A 17,200-nucleotide genomic window follows, 5' to 3' on the forward strand; every position below is an offset into this window, starting at 1 on the left:
ACGCTTCGAGCAACGGCCCATAGGGGCCGACATGAAGATCAACAGGACGTCAATCCACCGATCGGCAGAGGACGACAATCATGCGTAATTCGACGATATTTGCGACAATCATTGCTCTCACGGCCACAACTCCCGTGCTCGCCGACGACGTCAAGGTCGGCGTCGGCATCTCCGGATGGACCGGCTTTGCGCCGCTGACGTTGGCGAAGGAGGCCGGCATCTTCAAGAAGAACGGCCTCGACGTCACCATCAAGAAGATTCCGCAGAAGGACCGCCATCTTGCCATCGCTTCGGGCGACATCCAGTGCGCGGCGACGACTGTCGAGACCTGGATCTCCTGGAACGCCAACGGTGTTGCCACCAAGCAGATCTTCCAGCTCGACAAGAGCTACGGTGCCGACGGCATGGCCGTGCGCAACGGCGTCGCCGCGATCAAGGACCTGAAGGGCAAGACCGTCGCCGCCTCCGCGCCCGGCACCTCGCCCTATTTCGCGCTGGCCTGGATGCTCAAGAAAAACGGCCTGTCGGTGAAGGACGTCACCGTCGTGAACCTGGAGCCGGCCGCGGCCGCACAGGCCTTCGTCTCCGGCCAGAACGACGCCGCGATGACCTATGAGCCCTACCTGTCGACGGTGCGCGCCGCTCCCGACAAGGGCAAGATCATCGCCACCACGTTGGACTATCCGATGGTCATGGACACCTTCGGCTGCACCCCGAAGTTCCTGACGGACAATCCCAAGGCCGCCAAGGCGCTCGCCGACAGCTATTTCGAGGCACTCGACATGATCGCCAAGGACCAGGCCAAGTCCTATGAGATCATGGGCGCCGACGTGAAGCAGACCGGCGAGCAGTTCGGCAATTCGGCGAAGTATCTGCGCTGGCAGGACAAGGCCGCCAACCAGAAGTTCTTCGCCGGCGACTTCCTGACCTTCAACAAGGAGGCCGCCGAGCTTCTGCTCGAGATCGGCATCATCAAGGCCGCGCCGAAGGTCGAGGACCTCTACGACGCCAGCTTCATCAAGTAAGTCGCTTCAGGATCTGCCGGCCCCGTCTCGCGGCGGGGCCGGCAGATCCGTTCACCGCCCGGATAATCGTCGATGCGTCCCCTGGACCCTGTTACATCGAAGCAGCGCGTGGCCTATGGCCTTGCGTTCTTCGTGCTGTTCGTTGCCCTGTGGTCATGGGCGACGCTCGGCGGCTATGTCTCGAAGACCTTCCTCGCCAATCCCCTCACCATGGTGCAGGAGGGCTATGACCTCCTCGCCAAGCAGGGCTTCGTCTACGACATCGGCATGACGATCTGGCGCGTCGTCGGCGGCTTTGCGCTCGCCGCGATCATCGCGGTGCCGCTCGGCGTGCTGATGGGGGCCTACAAGCCGGTCGAAGCCTTCCTCGAGCCGTTCGTCTCCTTCGCCCGCTATTTGCCCGCCTCCGCCTTCATCCCGCTGCTGATCCTGTGGGCCGGAATCGGCGAATTGCAGAAGCTGCTCGTCATCTTCATCGGCTCGGTGTTCCAGGTCATCCTGATGGTTGCCGTGACCGTCGGCGCGACGCGGCGCGATCTGGTCGAGGCCGCCTATACGCTGGGCGCCGGCGATCGCGGCATCATCCGCCGCGTGCTGCTGCCCTCCTCCGCGCCCGAGATCGCCGAGATCCTGCGGCTGGTGCTGGGCTGGGCCTGGACCTATGTCATCGTTGCCGAGCTGATCGGCTCATCCTCCGGCATCGGCCACATGATCACCGACAGCCAGGCCCTGCTCAACACCGGCCAGATCATCTTCGGCATCATCGTGATCGGGCTGATCGGCCTGCTCTCGGACTTCTTGTTCAAGGCCTTCAACGCCTGGCTGTTTCCGTGGAGGCTCGCATGACGATCCTCAAGATCGAGCAGGTCTCGCGCACCTTCCCGGCGCGCCACGGCAACGCGCCGACCAGGGCGCTGGAGCCGACCGACCTCGTCATCGGCACCAACGACTTCGTCACCATCCTCGGCCCCTCCGGCTGCGGCAAGTCCACCCTGCTGCGCATCGTCGCCGGTCTCGATCGCCCGACCAGCGGGCGCGTCACGCTCGACGGGCGCGAGGTGACAGGCCCGGGCGCCGATCGCGGCATGGTGTTCCAGTCCTACACGCTGTTTCCCTGGCTCACCGTGCGCGAGAACATCGCCTTCGGCCTGCGCGAGCGCGGCGTGTCCGAAGCGGAGCGCCACAGGATCGCCGATGCCTTCATCCGCCAGGTCGGGCTGTCCGGCTTCGAGAATCATTGGCCGAAGCAGCTCTCCGGCGGCATGCAGCAGCGCACGGCGATCGCGCGGGCGCTCGCCAACGATCCCAAGATCCTGCTGCTCGACGAGCCGTTCGGCGCACTCGACAACCAGACCCGCGCCTTGATGCAGGAGATGCTGCTGGGGATCTGGGAACGCGACCAGAAAACGGTGCTGTTCGTGACCCACGACATCGAGGAAGCGATCTTCCTCGGCAGCCGCGTCATCGTCATGAGCGCGCGCCCCGGCCGCATCAAGGCCGAAATCGATGTGGACCTGCCGCATCCGCGCTCCTACAAGATCAAGACGACGCCGGAATTCGTCCAGCTCAAGGAACGGCTGGTCGAGGAGATCCGCACCGAAGCGCTTAGGGTTGCCGAACATGCCTGACACTCGCGCCGACGGACATCGCGTGCTTGCCGACCTCCATGCGCTGCGCGCCTTTGGCGCCTACAAGACTGGCGTGCACAAGCCGACCTTCTCCGAGCCGCACAGGCTTTCGCTGGAATGGCTCGTGCAGAAGCTGCCAGAGGCCAATCTCTCCGCGGCCGTGGACGGCATCGGCAATGTCTTCGGCACCAGCGCCAAGCCCGGGCCGAAGCTGCTGGCAGGCTCGCATCTGGAAAGCCAGAATTACGCCGGCTGGCTCGACGGGCCGCTCGGCGTCGTCTACGCGCTGGAAGCTGCGCGCGTGCTGAACACCGATCCTTCCTTCAATGGCGCGGTGGAAGTCGCCGCCTGGTGCGACGAGGAAGGGCATTTCGGCCATTTTCTCGGCTCCCGCTCCTATGTCGGACAGGTCACCGAGGCCGACATCGACGCCGCGAGCGACCGCACCAGCGGCCGCACCATGCGCGAAGCGCTTGCCGACATGGGCCTCGCGGGACGCCCGCGCATCACCGCCGAACCGGGACGGCATGTTGGGTATCTGGAAGCTCACATCGAGCAGGGCGACACGCTCGAAAGCGGCAAGCTCGCGATCGGAATCGTGACGTCCATCGTCGGCATCTGGCAGTACCGCATCAACTTCACCGGCGAGCAGAACCACGCCGGCACCACGCGCATGGCGGTGCGCAAGGATGCGGGGCTGGCGCTCGCCAAATTCTGCGTCGCAATCGACGAACGTTTTCCGGCCGCCTGCGGTCCGCGCACGGTCTGGACCACCGGGCGGATTGCGCTCGATCCGGGCGCGCCGAGCATCATTCCTGGCGGCGCCGAGATGCTGTTCCAGATCCGCGACGACGATCCGGCCGTGATCGCCAGGCTGGAGCAGCTGCTGCGGACCATGGCGAATGATGCCAGCTCGCGCGGCCCGTGCACCGTCACCGTCGAGAAGCTGCGCACCGGCGCGCCCGCCATGATGAACGCAGGCTTTCAGGATGCGATCGAAGCCGCCAGCAAGACCATGGCCGGTGGACGATGCGTTCGCATGCCCAGCGGCGCCGGCCATGACGCGCAGATGCTGGCAAGTGTCATGCCCGCCGGCATGCTGTTCGTGCCATCGATCGGCGGCATCAGCCATCACTGGACCGAGAACACCGCCGACGCCGATATCGTCACCGGCGCAGAGGTCTTCGTCGATGCCTGCCGGCGGATCCTGGCGGGTTAGAACGACGTCCCGCCGCCGAACCTGAACTCCTGCACGACGTCGTATTTGCCCTTCGTGATCGGCACGGCATAGTCGAAGCGCAACGGTCCGAACGGGGAGGCCCAGATCAGGCCGATGCCGACGGAGGATCGCACCGTGCTGCTGTCGTCATATTGCAATCCGCAGGTCGGGCACGCCTTGGTGTTGACTTCGCCCGTGGCCGACCACCAGGTCGGTCCCTGATAACCCCATAGCGATCCGGCATCGGCGTAGACCGCGCCCTTCAGGCCGACTTCCTTGGGCAGGAACCAGAACGGCATCTGCAGTTCCGCGGACGCGCCCCAATATTTCGTGCCGCCGAGCGCGTCGCCGCTGGAGCCGAAACTGTAATAGGTGATGTCGCGCGGCCCGATGCCGTTCGAGGCGAAGCCGCGCACCAGGTTCGGTCCCATCTGGAAGTGATCCAGCATGCGCAGATCCCGGTCACCGAGCTTGCTGAGCAGGCCGCCCTGGAGGTGAATCACGCTGACGATCTCGGAGACGAGCGGCGTGTAGTATTTGGTGTCCAGCGCGGTCTTCAGATAGGTGACGTCGCCGCCGACCCCGGCGAAATCCTGCCGGAGGTCGACCAGCAATCCGTCCCTCGGGTTCTTGGTGTTGTCGAGCGTGTTGTAGGTCAGCGTGTAGCCGAGCGACGAGGTCCAGACCGCGCCGTTCGCCAGCTCCTTTCGAACCGGCAGGCTCGACTCGCCGTCGCCGTAGCAGCCGTAGCCGTAGACGCCGGAATCCGTGGAATTGGTCGGATCCACGCCGCCCAGGACGTTCTGGATGTAGGCCGGCGTCGGATTATAAGCCAGCGAGGCGTTCGAGGCGTTCGAGGCGTTGTTGTTGCAATTGTTGTAGGCGCTGGCAAGCGAGATGCTCTGCTGGTAGAGCGAATAGCGCAGCTGCAGGGAGAGATCCTCGCGCAAGGCCAGCCCGATGCGGGGGGAGAAACCGAGGGTCGTCACCCCGTAGCTCGTATAGCTGTTCGCCTTCTGCTCCTTCCAATAGGTGTCGAATCCAAGCGCCAGCCGGTAGTCGAGCAGATAGGGCTCGACGAACGACAATGATATGCCCCGCGAGTATTGGCCGTAGCTGACCGATGCCTTGGCATAGAGTCCGCGGCCGAGCAGGTTGCGCTCGGAGATCGAGACCTCCGCCAGCGCTCCGTCGGTGGTGGAATAGCCGCCCGAGACCGAGAAATCGCCGGTCGATTTCTCCTCCATGTCGACGATCAGGATCACGCGATCGCTCGAGGAGCCGGGCTCGGTGACGATCTTGACGCTCTTGAAGTAGTCGAGGTTCTTCAGCCGTCGCTCGGCGCGGTCGACCAGCGCGCGGTTGTAGGCGTCCCCTTCCGAGAGGTCGAACTCGCGGCGGATCACGTAGTCGCGCGTGCGCGTGTTGCCGCGCAGGTTGATGCGCTCGATATAGGTCCGCGGGCCTTCGTCGACATTGAACACGACTGAGACGGTGTGCCCCTCGAAATTGCGATCACCGCCGGGACGGACCATTGCAAAAGCATAGCCGCGGCGTGAGGCCTCGATCTGCATCTCTTCGGTCGACTTCTCGACCAGCTCGACGTTGTAGAGCGAGCCGGCGCTGACGCGCGAATAGGTGCGGAGCGAGGCCGCGTCGAAGTTGGCAATGCTGGAGCGGAAGTCGACGGAGCCGATGCGATATTGAGCACCTTCCTCGATCTTGAAGGTCACCAGAAAGCCCTTCTTCTCCGGATCGTATTCGGTGAGCGCGGCCACGACCTGGACGTCGGCATAGCCGTTCTTGAGGTAGAAGCGGCGGATCAGGTCGCGGTCGGCCTCGACGCGATCGGGATCGTAGACGTCGTTGGTGCCGAGGAAGCTGAGCAGGTTGCTCTCATGCGTCTTTATGACGTCGCGCAGGCGCGAGGCCGAGAACGCGCTGTTGCCGACGAACTCGACCGACTTGACCGAAGTCTTTGCACCCTCCTCGACCGTGAAGATGAGGTCGACGCGGTTGTTCGGCTGCTCGATGACCTCGGGCGTGACGCGGACGTCGTAACGGCCGGAGCGCCGATAGATCTCGGCGATGCGCAGCGTGTCGGACTGCACCAGGGCCCGCGAAAAGGTCCCGCGCGGCTTGGACTGGATCTCCACCGAGAGCTGCTCGTCCTTGATCTTCTTGTTGCCCTCGAAGGCGATGCGGCCGATCACGGCATTCTCGACCACCGACACCACGATGCGGCCGCTGGCCTGATTGATCTTCACGTCCTGGAACAGGCCGGTCGCGATCAGCGCCTTGAGCCCGTCGTCGAGGGCGGATTGATCGAGACGCCCGCCCGGGCCGGGCTTGAAATAGGAGCGAACCGTCTCGGTCTCCACGCGGCGATTGCCTTCGACGACGATCGCCTGCATCGCCTGCGCGGCCGCGGGCTGTGGCAACAGCGCAAGCGGAAGTGAGCTTGCAATCGATACAGCACTCGTCGCCACGACGATCAGCCAGGCCCGCAAAAACGACATTCCACACCTCAACAAAACCTCGCCTGCTCTGAGACGAGACAGCTGTGGCCGCGGTGTGGCCTGAAGATTTCTGATTTGTTGCCGGTCGTTGAATTTGATTGGACGATCAGCAGCGTCGGCGCCGCGGCCGCGATGACCGCGCACACTGTGCGCGGCGACCGATCCGCCTCGAAGCTGCCGCGCCGGCGCCCTGCCCATGCAGAGGCACAGCAACATCGCGCAACGCCGGGATTCTTTACAGTCATTTAAGCCGGTGCGAGAGGCGGCCGTATCAGGAACTCGCACAGGATGTTGTCCGATGAACGCGCTTGTCACGACCAGAGCAATGCTGGCCGTCCTCCTCGCCTCGACCCTGGCCGCTCATCCCGCCACCGCCGGCAAGCGCGAGCCGCCGCGGGCGACCCAGGATGCGGTTTACGAGTACGGCCCGCGCGGCCCCAATCGATCCTACCAGTCCGGTCCGCGCACGCGCATCTATGTCAGCAAGCGATCGTGGCTTGACGGCGGGACCGAGGTGCTCCCCGGCGAGCGCAAGTTCACCGACTATGCCTTCCCGCCCGGCGCCTCGTCCGCACGCGGCAACAACAACCGGCCCCTCGACCGGCAGCCGCTGAGCCCCGACTCGGACTTGGGTGGATTTGCGCAGCGGATTCCGATTTCGTGGTAAGTCGATCTCTCGTGTCCGGACAGGCTGCAACGCGCGAGCGTTGCGGCGCAGAGCCGGGACCCAGGGCGACACGGCGCGATGCGGCGACATAGGCCCCGGCTCAGCAGCGCACCGTACCGGACGATGCTTCGCATCGCCGGCCGCTGCGCTGCGTCCGGGGCACGAGAGCGGAGTGTTGCGCACCTGCTCTCTCCCCGTCATTGCGAGCGCAGCGAAGCAATCCAGACTGCCTCCGCGGAAAGACTCTGGATTGCTTCGCTGCGCTCGCAATGACGGAGTGTGAGGCGATAGCTGGTTCCCAATCACTACTGTCATTCCCCGCGAAGGCGGGGAATCCAGTACACCGCGGCTTCTCGGTTCAATCATGAGGGCCTCTGGATACTGGATCGCCCGGTCCTCGTGCGCAATTGCGCACTGGCCGGGCGATGACAGTGAGGGTGTGGTGACAGACATGACTCATCAGCCTCGCGGCTCACATTTGCCCGAGCTTTGCTTACGTCTTCACCCTCTCAGCCAAGAGGGCGCAGGGAAGGCCGGGTGCTGACAACGCACCCGCGGTCCGCTGCGCAAAATGCACACGCAGAAGAACCGCACAGCAGCATACAGGTGGTGCCGATCACTCGGCCTTCCCTGCGCGGTGGTCGGACGGCTTATGCCGTGCTCTCCCGGGAGCCGAGCTTTCCTTCTGGCCTCCCTCGCGGTTCGAATTGGCGATGCCGTCCGCCCGGTTGGGCTCGCGCACATCTTCGATCCGGCTTGACCGTAGCAACGACGGCCAGGACCACACGTCTCTATTTTTGGGTTAGGTGAAACTAGCAGAAACTAAGAAAACCCTATGAAAACAGCCTCTTCTGTCTAGGCTGTTGATCGGGCGGCACTGCGGGTTTTGCCAATTCTAAGGCCGGGCCCTAGTCCAAGCAGGAGCCAAAGCACATGACGACCGATATCGAGCAAACTGTTGCAAATGCATCAGTTGCCAAGCGCCCCCGCCGCGCCAGCACCATCCTCACCGACCGCACCTGCCAGAAGCGCGTCACCGAGCGCACCAAGATTTACGATCGCAAATGCCGGGGCCTCTATGTCAGCATCATTCCAGCCGGCATCGCGACTTTCAATTACAAATTCACCGACCCGACCACCGGCAAGCAGCGCTCGACCGTGCTCGGCGTCTACAATCCGGAGACCTTCACGGTCGAGGACGCCCGCAGCAAGGTCTACGCGCTGAAGGCCCTTGCCCCGGCTGCGCTGGCCGAACAGCTGCGCCAGACCAAGGCACTGCTGACCAAGCGCGGTAAGACTGTCGACGAGGTCATCGCCGAGCGCATCGCGTGGATGAAGACCCCGGTTCTCAAGGCGGACGGCGAGATGCGGCCCCGGCTGGAAGCTTGGGAAAACACCGCCAGCCATCTGCGCCGCTTCCTCAGTCCCCGGCTGGGCAAGACTCTGGCCAGCGACGTTACCAAACAGGACATCGCCACCCTCTCCAATGACATTGTCGCGGGCAAGTTCGGCAAGCCCTCGGTCAGCAACGCGCGCCACATGCGCAAAGCCGCATCGGGCCTATTCAACTGGGCGGCGGAAGCAGGCCGCGACTACGTCACCGCCAGCCCATGCGTCAACCTGCCCAAGCTTGATGCCGAACACCCGCGCACCCGCGTGCTGTCCGAGGATGAGATCAGGATTTTCTGGCATGGTCTCGACCGCGATAATCTGCCCTGGGACCGGCGCACCCGGCTGGCGCTGAAGTTCGAGCTGGTCACCATGCTGCGGCCACGTGAAATGCTCGGCGCCCATCGCGATGAGCTATTCGACCTCGACGGCGCCAATCCCCGCTTTGACGTGCCACTAAAGCGGGTCAAAAAGCGTAGGACCATTCAGCAGCCGCTATCATCGCTCGCGGTCGAGATCATTAGGCAAGCGCTGACCAGCGAGGATCAGCACTTCGTGTTCGAGAGCCCGGTCTATCCGGGCCAGCCGCTCCACCGCAAGGCGATGGCCGACGCGCTACGCGGCACCATGAACGAGAAATGCAAGGGCAAGACTAAGACGCCCGGCCTGTGCGAGCTGCTTGGCTTGAAGCCGTTCACGCCGCACGATCTGCGCCGGACGGCGGCGACCTTGGCCGGTGATCTCGGCTTCCACGATGCTTGGATTGCCAAATGTCTGGACCATGCGGCGACGAGCAAGACCGACGTGGTCGTGCCGACCGTCACCGGCAGGGTCTACAATCACTCCAAGCGGATGAAGGAAAAGCGCGCCGTGCTCGACGGCGTCGCGGCTGAGCTGCGGCGGATCATCGGAGAGCCGGTCGGGTTGAGCCGGGCGGCGTGAATGGTCGCGGGCCGCGCTCAAGCGGCCGCAGATACACGAGCGGCTGCTGGCGGCTTACGAGGCATTCGCGCACGCCTACCAGCGGCCAACCTCGCGCGACGCTCCGCCTCCAGCACACGGGCGCGGAGATTGTCCAATTCAAAAAGTTGAGAAGTGAGCCGTTCGTGGCTCTCACGCAGCAGCACAGCTGCGTCGCTTGCGCGACCGTGTTCACGCATTTTATAGCCCCCGCGCCGGACCTTAAGAGGGCGAAGCTCTGCAACGGGCTCCGTCGGGAAAATGATGTAACGGAAAGACTATAATACGCGACGAATTGTCGCAAGATAGCATATGTGAATCATAGCTATTGAGCCCGAAAATTAATGTTTGTGAACGGCGTGCTGCGCTGCAAATGTCTCGGGCCGCCGATCGCCAACATCAATGCAGCTTCCGCTTCAGCATTCTGATCAGCTCTCGCAGATCGTCGGCATATGCCGCGATGATCGCCGATGCCTGTCCATCCGCCGCGTCTTGCGCTTCGGCCTGGGTGGCGGTTTCGGCCTGGGTGGCGATTTGTTGCGGCGGCGGTTCACGGGCGGGATGGTCGAGGCGGACGCGCAGGCAGCGGGTGAGGCAGATCAAGAGTATGATAACCAAGCCGGGTTGGACAAGATGCGGGCGGCGCGGATAGCGCCGTCCCAAACTCGGGACTCAATCGCCCTTCCGCTGTTTCCATTCGTCAATAGTCAATCCCTCAGGCATATTTACTCCCGCCATCCCTGGCGGCTCACTCGCAACGAATGGATTTTCAAGGATCGCTCGGACTTGCGATGCAAGCTCTAGGACGTGGTGCACTTCGTTCTCAGAGAACGCTCGATCGGTGTTTTCATAAAAGCCATATTCCCGAAGGCCTTTGAGAACGCCTGTTCGGGCGAGATGGAGCAGCAGATGGGCAGTCGTTAAGTGAGGTGACTGCAGCCATCTCTGCTGCTGCTCCTCACTCAAAGCGAGCGAGCTATTCCTGCTAAACCAATCCAGATAGTGCCCATCGTCAGTGATTGCCCCATGCTCATGGGCATACTTCTCCGCATAGAAACTCGCAGCAGTCTGCGCAATCGCGAAATTCAAGACGTGGGCAACTAAAGCATCTTGTCGCTTGGCGTGCCTATTCGGTTGGTTAAACAGTCCCATGCGGACCTCGGCGTTGGGATATTTTTCCAACGTGAGAGCCTCAACAAACTCCCCCATTTGCTCAAGTGCATGGACAATCAAAGTCGCAGCGGATCGAGCACTCCCTTGGCTAAAAAGAAGTTCGGCGTCGGCAATCAGCCGCTCGGCATTCCTCAAGATGTCTGTTGTGGTCGCCATCTACGTCCTTTACCCAATAAGCAATCTCCTCCACCTAACCGGACCGCGCGTGCCAGCCCGGTCGCCAATCCGACTTATCCACAGGCAGTACCGTAGTCTCCCGGCTTCGTACTACCCTGCATTGTGGCATCGTATACCTTCCCGATTTGTCAAGAAGGACATACCGCATGGCACTGAACGATGGAGAAATCGCAATCGTCAAAGGCATGTTGGTTCGCGGAGATAGACAGCACGATATCGCGGCCTATTTCGGCATTAACGGTGGACGCATCGCTGAAATCAGCACGGGGCAAACCGGCAGCAGCGTCGCCGCAGCATCAGCTGAAGACCTGCCACCAGCCGGACCTTACATGGCTGGCCGCTCGGCTCTCCGCGCCCGCGACACGCTGACTGCGCTGCGCGACCTCATTCAAGATGCGATCAACGATATCGATTTGTACGAGAAGCCGAACGATTGAAAAAAGATGGATGACGTTGTCTTCCTATACGATCAGGCAATCGAACATATTGTTCGATTGCATGGATTTTGCTCCAGCAGGAGGCGCGACTTAGGCAGTGGAGATGTTCAGGATGACGTGGATAGCGTTGCCGATTTGCTGGCGAAGCGCGACCTGCTGACGTTCTCCGCATCTCTTCGAAACTTTGCCGAGGCAACCAAGTCAGTGCAGGACATCAGACAGTTGAGGGTTTCCACCTGCAAACTGATAGCGCCTCCACAACCGCCTTACTTCCTAGACTCCGGCGAGACACTTTCACTGTATCAGGTTCTCAGTCGGATCATCCATTCCCACACGCTATCTATTCTCCGCTCGTCTTATGATTTTCGCCTCCTCGCTGCCGAGACCGACGAGCAATTGTTTTCGATTCCGGCGCAACCAGTTGTCCAGTCCGAAACTCTCTTGATGGTGCAAACTGAGCAAGATCAAGCGACAACTGTAGCGCTGCGCGCCTTGCTTCATATCGCGTGTTCTTTTCTCAGCCCAGTATCTGAGAGGCTGTGCATCATTCAGCGAGACTACCGCTAAATTCCTTGGGCGAGCGTGTAGCATCTTTACCGGCCGCCCGTTGCTACCGCCTAACGTTTTGGACGACCGCCTGCCCCGCGAGCCCAAGAAGTTTATTTCTGTGCCGTCGGGTGTTGCGCGGATCAGTGAGATCGCGCTCGATGGGCTGCAACTCGGCAATTGGTCGAGCAAAAGCGGGCGGTCTGACGCTGTGGTTGGAATGAGTAGCCGCAGTGTGCACAGGGCTGACGGGGAATGGATACCTTAGGATCGGCACGTCGATGCCGTCGAGCTTCCATCCGACAACTGTCTGAGCAGTAGGTCTCCGTCGAGAATGGACCACCGCGCGAGAGGAAGCGGCTCTTGCACACAGGGCAGACCTTCTCGCTGCCATAGGTGTAGAAGTCTTCGGTTCCGAGAGGCGCGCGGTAAGGTCTGGCCATGTTACGCTGATCCAGGCACGTCAGCCGAAATCCGGCGACGTGCCAACCTTAACGTAACACGGAAGGCCCCGGCGGCACATCCGCGCCAAGGCTTTCCGCGATCACGCCGCCCCGTTTTATTGGTGCAAAGTCTCGACGGCAAACCATAGTTCACTGCCGTCCGGCGCGATTTTGCAGACAGCCAGGCCTCGGCGTTGGGCTCTGCGCAGGCTTCGCACAGCCTCGCGGTGGTCACCAAAGACACGCGTGAGGGCGTCGGGTTCTTCTCGCCCTCAAGAGGTTTTGGGGTCGATCCCCCTGACCGAGGCTTGCACCAGTTCGTTCCTAAGCCGGAACACGCCGAAGAAATCCCGGACGTTGCACATTTACAACCTGCAGAGCTAATCGAGACAGTAATCTCGTCAATTAAGACGACGGCGCATATTCCAAAATATTCTCATACAATCAGCGGGGGCGAAAAGTGTTTGATATCTATCGCAACGACAAGCGCGGCTTGCTCGTTCTAACTACAGGCTCTGCCGTACCCGTGCTCTCCTCTGCGCATAAGTGGCGCAAGAGCAGAAAAAGAGTTCTCAAGGTCAGCGATGAAATCAGGTCAGCTGTTCAGGAACAAGGCTATTACCTCCGCAACCTGAGGGACTAGCGGACTCATAACGCGCGGGCCAACCATAGGCGGATAGATGCGAGTTGGATGAAGGCAAGGTAGTTTCCCGCAAGCCTGTCGTAGCGCGTCGCCACCCGACGGCATTGTTTGATCCTGTTGAAGAACCGTTCGACCTGGTTACGAGCGCGATAGAGGTATGGGCTAAAGCAGATCGGATCGCTTCGGTTGCTTTTCGGCGGGATGTTGGCCCACGCGCCTTTCTTCATGGCAAGCTCTCTGATCCAATCGGCGTCGTAGCCACGGTCGGCAAGGAGCATTGATCCGGATTTGAGACGAGATAGCAGTTTTCCTGCAAGTCGAACGTCGTGCGCCTCGCCGGGGCTCAAGGCAAGCCGTACCGGTAGACCATTGCTATCGACCACCGCGTGGATTTTGCTCGTCAGACCGCCGCGTGACCTTCCCATCGATTGACGCCGATTTCTTGTGATGCAGGCCCCGTGTTGATGTACGCGAACAATGGAAGTGTCGATCATCTGCACGGCAGCATCATGGGCACCGGCCAATGCGCTCATGAGCTTGGCCCAAACGCCCGCCCGTCGCCAGCGAACGAACTGATTGTAGCAAGTCGTATAAGGACCGAAGTTTTCTGGCAGGTCGCGCCATGGCGCCCCGGATCGCAAGACCCAGAGGATGCCGTTGAGGACACGACGGTCATTCACTCGTGGCACGCCGCGCGACTTATTCGGCAGCATCGGTTTGATGGCAAACCACTCATGGTCCGTGAGTTCGTAGCGCATGATTCGGCCCCTTCCCTTGGGTGGCTTGAATCATGGCTCGGTGGTCGGGCTCAAGTGGTCGCTATGCACCCGAAAGCGGACCAATTATGCTCACCTTGAGTTTTGTCGTTCATGACCCCTAGCGGACATCACCGGCCGGGCTGCTGGTGTCGGCCCGGCGAGCCTCCACCGCGAAGACCGCGATGCTTGCAGCCCAAATGAGCGCAAATCCGAGCAGTACCCATTTGAATTCCGAGTTGATCGTGAAGTTGACGGCGGTCATCCAACCGATCGAGACTAGGCCCGCAACGGTGGCGCCAGCCAACGCCCAAGCGCTTCGTTGGCGAAATGCCGTCACAGCCACAGTGAGCGCGAGCACGCCGGTTGCGATCATGTAGCCACCCATGACGCGAAACACATGGGTAAGCCAGGTTGACAATCTCGGGCCGAGAGATTGCAACTCGGCCGAACTGAGGTTCATGTAGCGGATGTCCTCGGGGAGCAACGCGGGCCGAAGGAAAAGGAAGTAGCAGCCGACAGCGATCAGGATAGTTCCGGAAAGGCCCAGAAGAATCGACGAGAGAGGCCAGCCGAATTTCTCGCCGCGCATCCGGCACCCCATGTCAACGGTGCTGGTGGTCCCCACCTCCACGATGCCTGCCGTGCATGAAAAAGTGCATGAGCGGACAAGCTAGGAGAGGCAACCAGAGCAGAGCGCCAAGCACATGGGCCTGATGCTGGGTGAACAGCAGCGCGCCCGCGATAGCCGCGATGATGGCAAGTCCTATAACGATTAGAAAATTGCGCGGCAGGCCCCGGCGTACGCCGGCTTGCTCGTGAGCATTGTCTAGCAAGGTCATCGGAGCACCTCAAGACGGCACCATTGCCTGAACAGGACCAAAAGCAAGTCTCGCAGATTTCGCATGAATAACCTTGAGGGACGTCAAGCTGCGGTTCCCGCAACAAACTGCGGTTCCATAGCGGGCAGCTTTGATGTGCATCAAAAAGCGATTTCAGGACTGTTGTTTAGTGGAAGCTAATTCAACCGATCTTTCTCAATTAGTGGAGGCTATTTCAACCGATCTTTCTCAACCGGAGGAACGTCCATGATCACCAAGATTGTTTTCGCTGTGCTGGCGCTCGCTTCTCTCCTACCTGCTCCCGCAATGGCTCAGACCGCAACGAAAGACACTGAAAAGAGCGGTCACCACTATCAGGGCGGGCCGAAGACCGAAGTGCCTCATCACATGGGCAAGAAGGAAACTACCGGAAAGGCCACCACCGGCCAGTCCGGCGGACATCACTACACCGGTGGACCAGCAACATCGACACCGCATCACATGGGCGATAAAAAGTAGGCAGCGCGAGAACTCGGATGGCGTGACGCACCGATGGTGCGCCCGCCTTATAGGAGTAACTGGGATGGCAAAGCTCCCTTATGTGCGAACTATGTTCGCAACTTGCATGCTGTTTCAGGTGATCTACGTTCTGTGCGTGCTTCTCTGGTTGGCCTTCCCGGTCTTGAAGGGCCATGAACTCCTGCCGATTGTCTTTCCTGGTTTCAAAATGGTTTCCGTCGGGAGCCTCATCTACGGCCTTGTCGCCAGCATGATCTACGGGTGGGCCGTTGCGATCATCTACGTCTTTTTCTTCAATCTTTGGCCGCAACTCGTGGCTGCTGTTATTGGACCGCGAGCGGTGCAACGCACCTAAAACGGATACCGGAGACTACTTACGAACAACTCCTGCCGCCTGCGAACGACTGACTGGTTTGCGAACCGGACGGATGTCAGCATTTGGCCCTTCAGCGACCTCAGCAGACGTCCGCTTTCCCGCCGCTGTTAGGAGTAGGGCGGACATAAGGCGGTCAGTTGCTTAATGAGTACACGGACTAATCGGCTCCGCACTACCATTGCTTACAACGTTGCACCGAAACGTATCCGCCCGTGCGACGCCTAGATCAAGAGGTCATGCGGCGCGAAAATGAAATCCTGAGGCCTGAGTGCTTGCTCGCTATGCACGACGACGTCGTTGCCGGGACTGAACGTGATCGTGGTTTCGTGTGTCGTAGGATCAAATGCCGAGATGTTAAGTGCGCCGACGTTCTCGATGCCAAGCGCAGAAACATCGACGTGGTCGGTCCCCAAATTCGAGAGGCCTTGACCGAAATCCTCGATCTTGTCGTGACCGTTGTTGGAATTGAAGACGAAGTTGTCGTTTCCTCCTCTCGCGAGGCCAAGCATCGCCTGCGCGTCACCCCACATGTCGTCGTTGCCGGTGCCGCTGATCAGCTTGTCGTTGCCGCCACATGCATTGTCAGTCATGGTCTGAGCATCCCCAAAGAGGGTGCTGTTGAACGTACCGGCGGGCTGTGAAGCTGGCACATTGAGCCCGCTGAGGACGTCACAGCCGCCGTGAGCATTGCCTGACATCGTCTGGCCGTCGCCGACGAACATGATCGTGCCATGTGCTTGAGCAAAAGCCGGAGGTGCCGCAGTTAGCAGGTCATTCCCGCCCTGAGCATCGCCAGAGATGCTTTGTGCGTCGCCTACGCCTAGACTGCTTCCGCCGGACTGACCGATAACCAATGTGTCGTTGCCGCCGTGAGCATTGCCGGACATTGTCGATGCATCGCCATAGATTAGAGCGGTGAAATCGGCAGCCCCGCTGAATGTGTCGTCGCCACCAACGGCCTGGTCGCCGAGGGTGCCGCCCGCGTCCCCATAGAAGAATAGACGGCCATCATTGCCTGCGATGAAGGTGTCATTGCCACCATGCGCGTGGTCCGACAGGCTGCCGCCTGCATCGCCATAGAATGTGCAATCACCTTGCCCGCTTCTGTTGATGACCGTGTCGTTGCCAGCAATAGCATGGCCGCTCATATTGCTCCCGGCGTCACCGTAGATGACGGCAGTGTTCTGTAAACCCTTCAGCTTAAAGATGTCATCGCCGCCCAGCGTGTAACCGGAAATGTCTCTGCCAGCGTCGCCATAGAGCGTGTAATTTCCATCGTGATGAAAGCCCTGGCTGAGATCAAGAATATCGTTGCCTGCGACGCCGTGCCCCGAGATGTTGCCGCCCGCATCGCCATACATGGCAACCGGCTGGTGGGCCTCCAGGGGGACCTTCCCCACGAACAATAGCAAATCGTTGCCACCGGCTGCATGGCCGGACATATCTCCTCCAGCATCGCCAAACATTCTGATGTTGAATGGCAGATTGCTGGCGCTGGCCGTCAGAGTGTCGTCGCCGCCGTTAGCGTGACCGGACATGTTGCCACCAACATCACCGTACATGCTCAGATTGACAGGCACCAACGAGAAGGGTTCTACAGGAGAAACGTTGGCGTTTAGCGTGTCATTCCCGCCAGCCCCATGGTCGTAGATATTTCCGACTGCATCGCCGTAAAGAGCGAGCGTCGCGAAGCTACCATCCGCATTGATGGCGTCATTTCCACCGCGAGCATGATCCAATATGTTCTTCCCGGCATCACCGAACACAACATTGGTCGAACTTGAAAAGCCGGTTAAGACATCATCAGCACCGAATTGATGACCAGAAAGATTCCCGTTCGTAATTGGAATACGTTTGACCATGGTTTTCCTCCTTCAAATGACGGAAGCATATTAGTTAGGTT

At 60.7% G+C, this 17,200-nt stretch carries 18 protein-coding genes; 11 read left to right on the forward strand and 7 right to left on the reverse strand.

From position 1 onward, the window contains the following. Window positions 1-80: 80 nt before the first annotated feature. From WI560_RS23620 to WI560_RS23635, 4 genes are all read left to right on the forward strand, one after another. The gene (locus tag WI560_RS23620; RefSeq protein WP_375305076.1) at window positions 81-1,025 is read left to right on the forward strand and encodes an ABC transporter substrate-binding protein; all 945 of its coding nucleotides are present in this window, start codon (window positions 81-83) and stop codon (window positions 1,023-1,025) included. A gap of 72 nt (window positions 1,026-1,097) precedes the next feature. After that, on the forward strand, window positions 1,098-1,871 hold the full coding sequence (locus tag WI560_RS23625) for an ABC transporter permease (RefSeq protein ID WP_375305077.1): 774 nt from the start codon (window positions 1,098-1,100) through the stop codon (window positions 1,869-1,871). Then, the gene (locus tag WI560_RS23630) at window positions 1,868-2,653 is read left to right on the forward strand and encodes an ABC transporter ATP-binding protein (RefSeq protein WP_375305078.1); all 786 of its coding nucleotides are present in this window, start codon (window positions 1,868-1,870) and stop codon (window positions 2,651-2,653) included. The genes WI560_RS23625 and WI560_RS23630 overlap by 4 nt, the downstream gene beginning before the upstream one ends. Next, window positions 2,646-3,872, forward strand: coding sequence for a Zn-dependent hydrolase (locus tag WI560_RS23635; protein ID WP_375305079.1), 1,227 nt, complete (start codon window positions 2,646-2,648; stop codon window positions 3,870-3,872). The genes WI560_RS23630 and WI560_RS23635 overlap by 8 nt, the downstream gene beginning before the upstream one ends. Here WI560_RS23635 and bamA read toward each other — a convergent pair. Further along, a complete protein-coding gene (bamA, locus tag WI560_RS23640) occupies window positions 3,869-6,391 on the reverse strand; it encodes an outer membrane protein assembly factor BamA (protein WP_375305080.1) in 2,523 nt (840 codons plus the stop codon). The genes WI560_RS23635 and bamA overlap by 4 nt on opposite strands. Before the next feature lie 298 nt (window positions 6,392-6,689). Here bamA and WI560_RS23645 point away from each other — a divergent pair, with 298 nt between their 5' ends. Together WI560_RS23645 and WI560_RS23650 are read left to right on the forward strand one after the other, a co-directional pair. Next, complete coding sequence (locus WI560_RS23645; RefSeq protein WP_375305081.1) at window positions 6,690-7,058, forward strand: hypothetical protein; 369 nt, start codon at window positions 6,690-6,692, stop codon at window positions 7,056-7,058. Between the two features lie 933 nt (window positions 7,059-7,991). Beyond that, window positions 7,992-9,389 carry a tyrosine-type recombinase/integrase gene (locus WI560_RS23650; RefSeq protein ID WP_375305082.1) on the forward strand — a complete coding sequence of 466 codons (1,398 nt, stop codon included), beginning with the start codon at window positions 7,992-7,994 and terminating at the stop codon, window positions 9,387-9,389. Window positions 9,390-9,806: 417 nt separating this feature from the next. Here WI560_RS23650 and WI560_RS23655 read toward each other — a convergent pair whose 3' ends face one another. Together WI560_RS23655 and WI560_RS23660 are read right to left on the reverse strand one after the other, a co-directional pair. Then, window positions 9,807-10,010, reverse strand: a complete 204-nt coding sequence (locus WI560_RS23655) for a hypothetical protein (RefSeq protein ID WP_375305083.1) — start codon at window positions 10,008-10,010, stop codon at window positions 9,807-9,809. A 69-nt stretch (window positions 10,011-10,079) separates the two neighbouring features. Then, the gene (locus tag WI560_RS23660; protein ID WP_375305084.1) at window positions 10,080-10,736 is read right to left on the reverse strand and encodes a hypothetical protein; all 657 of its coding nucleotides are present in this window, start codon (window positions 10,734-10,736) and stop codon (window positions 10,080-10,082) included. Window positions 10,737-10,903: 167 nt separating this feature from the next. On the opposite strand from WI560_RS23660, the gene WI560_RS23665 reads away from it, so the two are divergent. From WI560_RS23665 to WI560_RS23675, 3 genes are all read left to right on the forward strand, one after another. Next, window positions 10,904-11,194, forward strand: a complete 291-nt coding sequence (locus WI560_RS23665) for a hypothetical protein (protein WP_375305085.1) — start codon at window positions 10,904-10,906, stop codon at window positions 11,192-11,194. Window positions 11,195-11,200: 6 nt separating this feature from the next. Beyond that, window positions 11,201-11,761, forward strand: coding sequence for a hypothetical protein (locus WI560_RS23670; RefSeq protein WP_375305086.1), 561 nt, complete (start codon window positions 11,201-11,203; stop codon window positions 11,759-11,761). An 882-nt stretch (window positions 11,762-12,643) separates the two neighbouring features. Further along, window positions 12,644-12,826: a hypothetical protein gene (locus tag WI560_RS23675; protein ID WP_375305087.1), complete on the forward strand. Its 183-nt coding sequence runs from the start codon at window positions 12,644-12,646 to the stop codon at window positions 12,824-12,826. Here the strand turns inward: WI560_RS23675 and WI560_RS23680 are convergent. The 3 genes from WI560_RS23680 to WI560_RS23690 all read right to left on the reverse strand — a co-directional run bounded on the left by WI560_RS23680 (window position 12,774) and on the right by WI560_RS23690 (window position 14,423). Further along, window positions 12,774-13,584, reverse strand: a protein-coding gene (locus tag WI560_RS23680; protein WP_375305088.1) for an IS5 family transposase whose coding sequence is annotated in 2 segments (ribosomal slippage) — window positions 12,774-12,842 and window positions 12,844-13,584 — 810 coding nt in all. Because the reading frame shifts where the segments join, the coding sequence is not laid out codon by codon here. The two genes, WI560_RS23675 and WI560_RS23680, sit on opposite strands and share 53 nt — an antisense overlap. Window positions 13,585-13,702: 118 nt before the next feature. Next, window positions 13,703-14,173 carry a hypothetical protein gene (locus WI560_RS23685; RefSeq protein ID WP_375305089.1) on the reverse strand — a complete coding sequence of 157 codons (471 nt, stop codon included), beginning with the start codon at window positions 14,171-14,173 and terminating at the stop codon, window positions 13,703-13,705. A gap of 13 nt (window positions 14,174-14,186) precedes the next feature. Beyond that, entirely contained in the window at window positions 14,187-14,423 is a 237-nt protein-coding gene (locus tag WI560_RS23690; protein ID WP_375305090.1) for a DUF2933 domain-containing protein, read from the reverse strand. 246 nt (window positions 14,424-14,669) lie between these two features. Here WI560_RS23690 and WI560_RS23695 point away from each other — a divergent pair, with 246 nt between their 5' ends. Both WI560_RS23695 and WI560_RS23700 read left to right on the forward strand, forming a co-directional pair. Beyond that, the gene (locus WI560_RS23695) at window positions 14,670-14,921 is read left to right on the forward strand and encodes a hypothetical protein (protein WP_375305091.1); all 252 of its coding nucleotides are present in this window, start codon (window positions 14,670-14,672) and stop codon (window positions 14,919-14,921) included. Between the two features lie 64 nt (window positions 14,922-14,985). After that, on the forward strand, window positions 14,986-15,276 hold the full coding sequence (locus WI560_RS23700; RefSeq protein ID WP_375305092.1) for a hypothetical protein: 291 nt from the start codon (window positions 14,986-14,988) through the stop codon (window positions 15,274-15,276). A 242-nt stretch (window positions 15,277-15,518) separates the two neighbouring features. Here WI560_RS23700 and WI560_RS23705 read toward each other — a convergent pair whose 3' ends face one another. After that, window positions 15,519-17,159: a calcium-binding protein gene (locus WI560_RS23705; RefSeq protein ID WP_375305093.1), complete on the reverse strand. Its 1,641-nt coding sequence runs from the start codon at window positions 17,157-17,159 to the stop codon at window positions 15,519-15,521. Between the last annotated feature and the right edge of the window lie 41 nt (window positions 17,160-17,200).

The sequence above is a fragment of the Bradyrhizobium sp. A11 genome (assembly GCF_042077125.1).
Taxonomy (GTDB): Bacteria; Pseudomonadota; Alphaproteobacteria; order Rhizobiales; family Xanthobacteraceae; genus Bradyrhizobium; species Bradyrhizobium japonicum_B.

Coding starts and splice junctions, on each gene's coding strand:
- WI560_RS23620 (WP_375305076.1), top strand. CDS start 81: ATGCGTAATTCGACGATATTTGCGACAATCATTGCTCTCACGGCCACA.
- WI560_RS23625 (WP_375305077.1), top strand. CDS start 1,098: ATGCGTCCCCTGGACCCTGTTACATCGAAGCAGCGCGTGGCCTATGGC.
- WI560_RS23630 (WP_375305078.1), top strand. CDS start 1,868: ATGACGATCCTCAAGATCGAGCAGGTCTCGCGCACCTTCCCGGCGCGC.
- WI560_RS23635 (WP_375305079.1), top strand. CDS start 2,646: ATGCCTGACACTCGCGCCGACGGACATCGCGTGCTTGCCGACCTCCAT.
- bamA (WP_375305080.1), bottom strand. CDS start 6,391: ATGTCGTTTTTGCGGGCCTGGCTGATCGTCGTGGCGACGAGTGCTGTA.
- WI560_RS23645 (WP_375305081.1), top strand. CDS start 6,690: ATGAACGCGCTTGTCACGACCAGAGCAATGCTGGCCGTCCTCCTCGCC.
- WI560_RS23650 (WP_375305082.1), top strand. CDS start 7,992: ATGACGACCGATATCGAGCAAACTGTTGCAAATGCATCAGTTGCCAAG.
- WI560_RS23660 (WP_375305084.1), bottom strand. CDS start 10,736: ATGGCGACCACAACAGACATCTTGAGGAATGCCGAGCGGCTGATTGCC.
- WI560_RS23665 (WP_375305085.1), top strand. CDS start 10,904: ATGGCACTGAACGATGGAGAAATCGCAATCGTCAAAGGCATGTTGGTT.
- WI560_RS23670 (WP_375305086.1), top strand. CDS start 11,201: ATGGATGACGTTGTCTTCCTATACGATCAGGCAATCGAACATATTGTT.
- WI560_RS23685 (WP_375305089.1), bottom strand. CDS start 14,173: ATGCGCGGCGAGAAATTCGGCTGGCCTCTCTCGTCGATTCTTCTGGGC.
- WI560_RS23690 (WP_375305090.1), bottom strand. CDS start 14,423: ATGACCTTGCTAGACAATGCTCACGAGCAAGCCGGCGTACGCCGGGGC.
- WI560_RS23695 (WP_375305091.1), top strand. CDS start 14,670: ATGATCACCAAGATTGTTTTCGCTGTGCTGGCGCTCGCTTCTCTCCTA.
- WI560_RS23700 (WP_375305092.1), top strand. CDS start 14,986: ATGGCAAAGCTCCCTTATGTGCGAACTATGTTCGCAACTTGCATGCTG.
- WI560_RS23705 (WP_375305093.1), bottom strand. CDS start 17,159: ATGGTCAAACGTATTCCAATTACGAACGGGAATCTTTCTGGTCATCAA.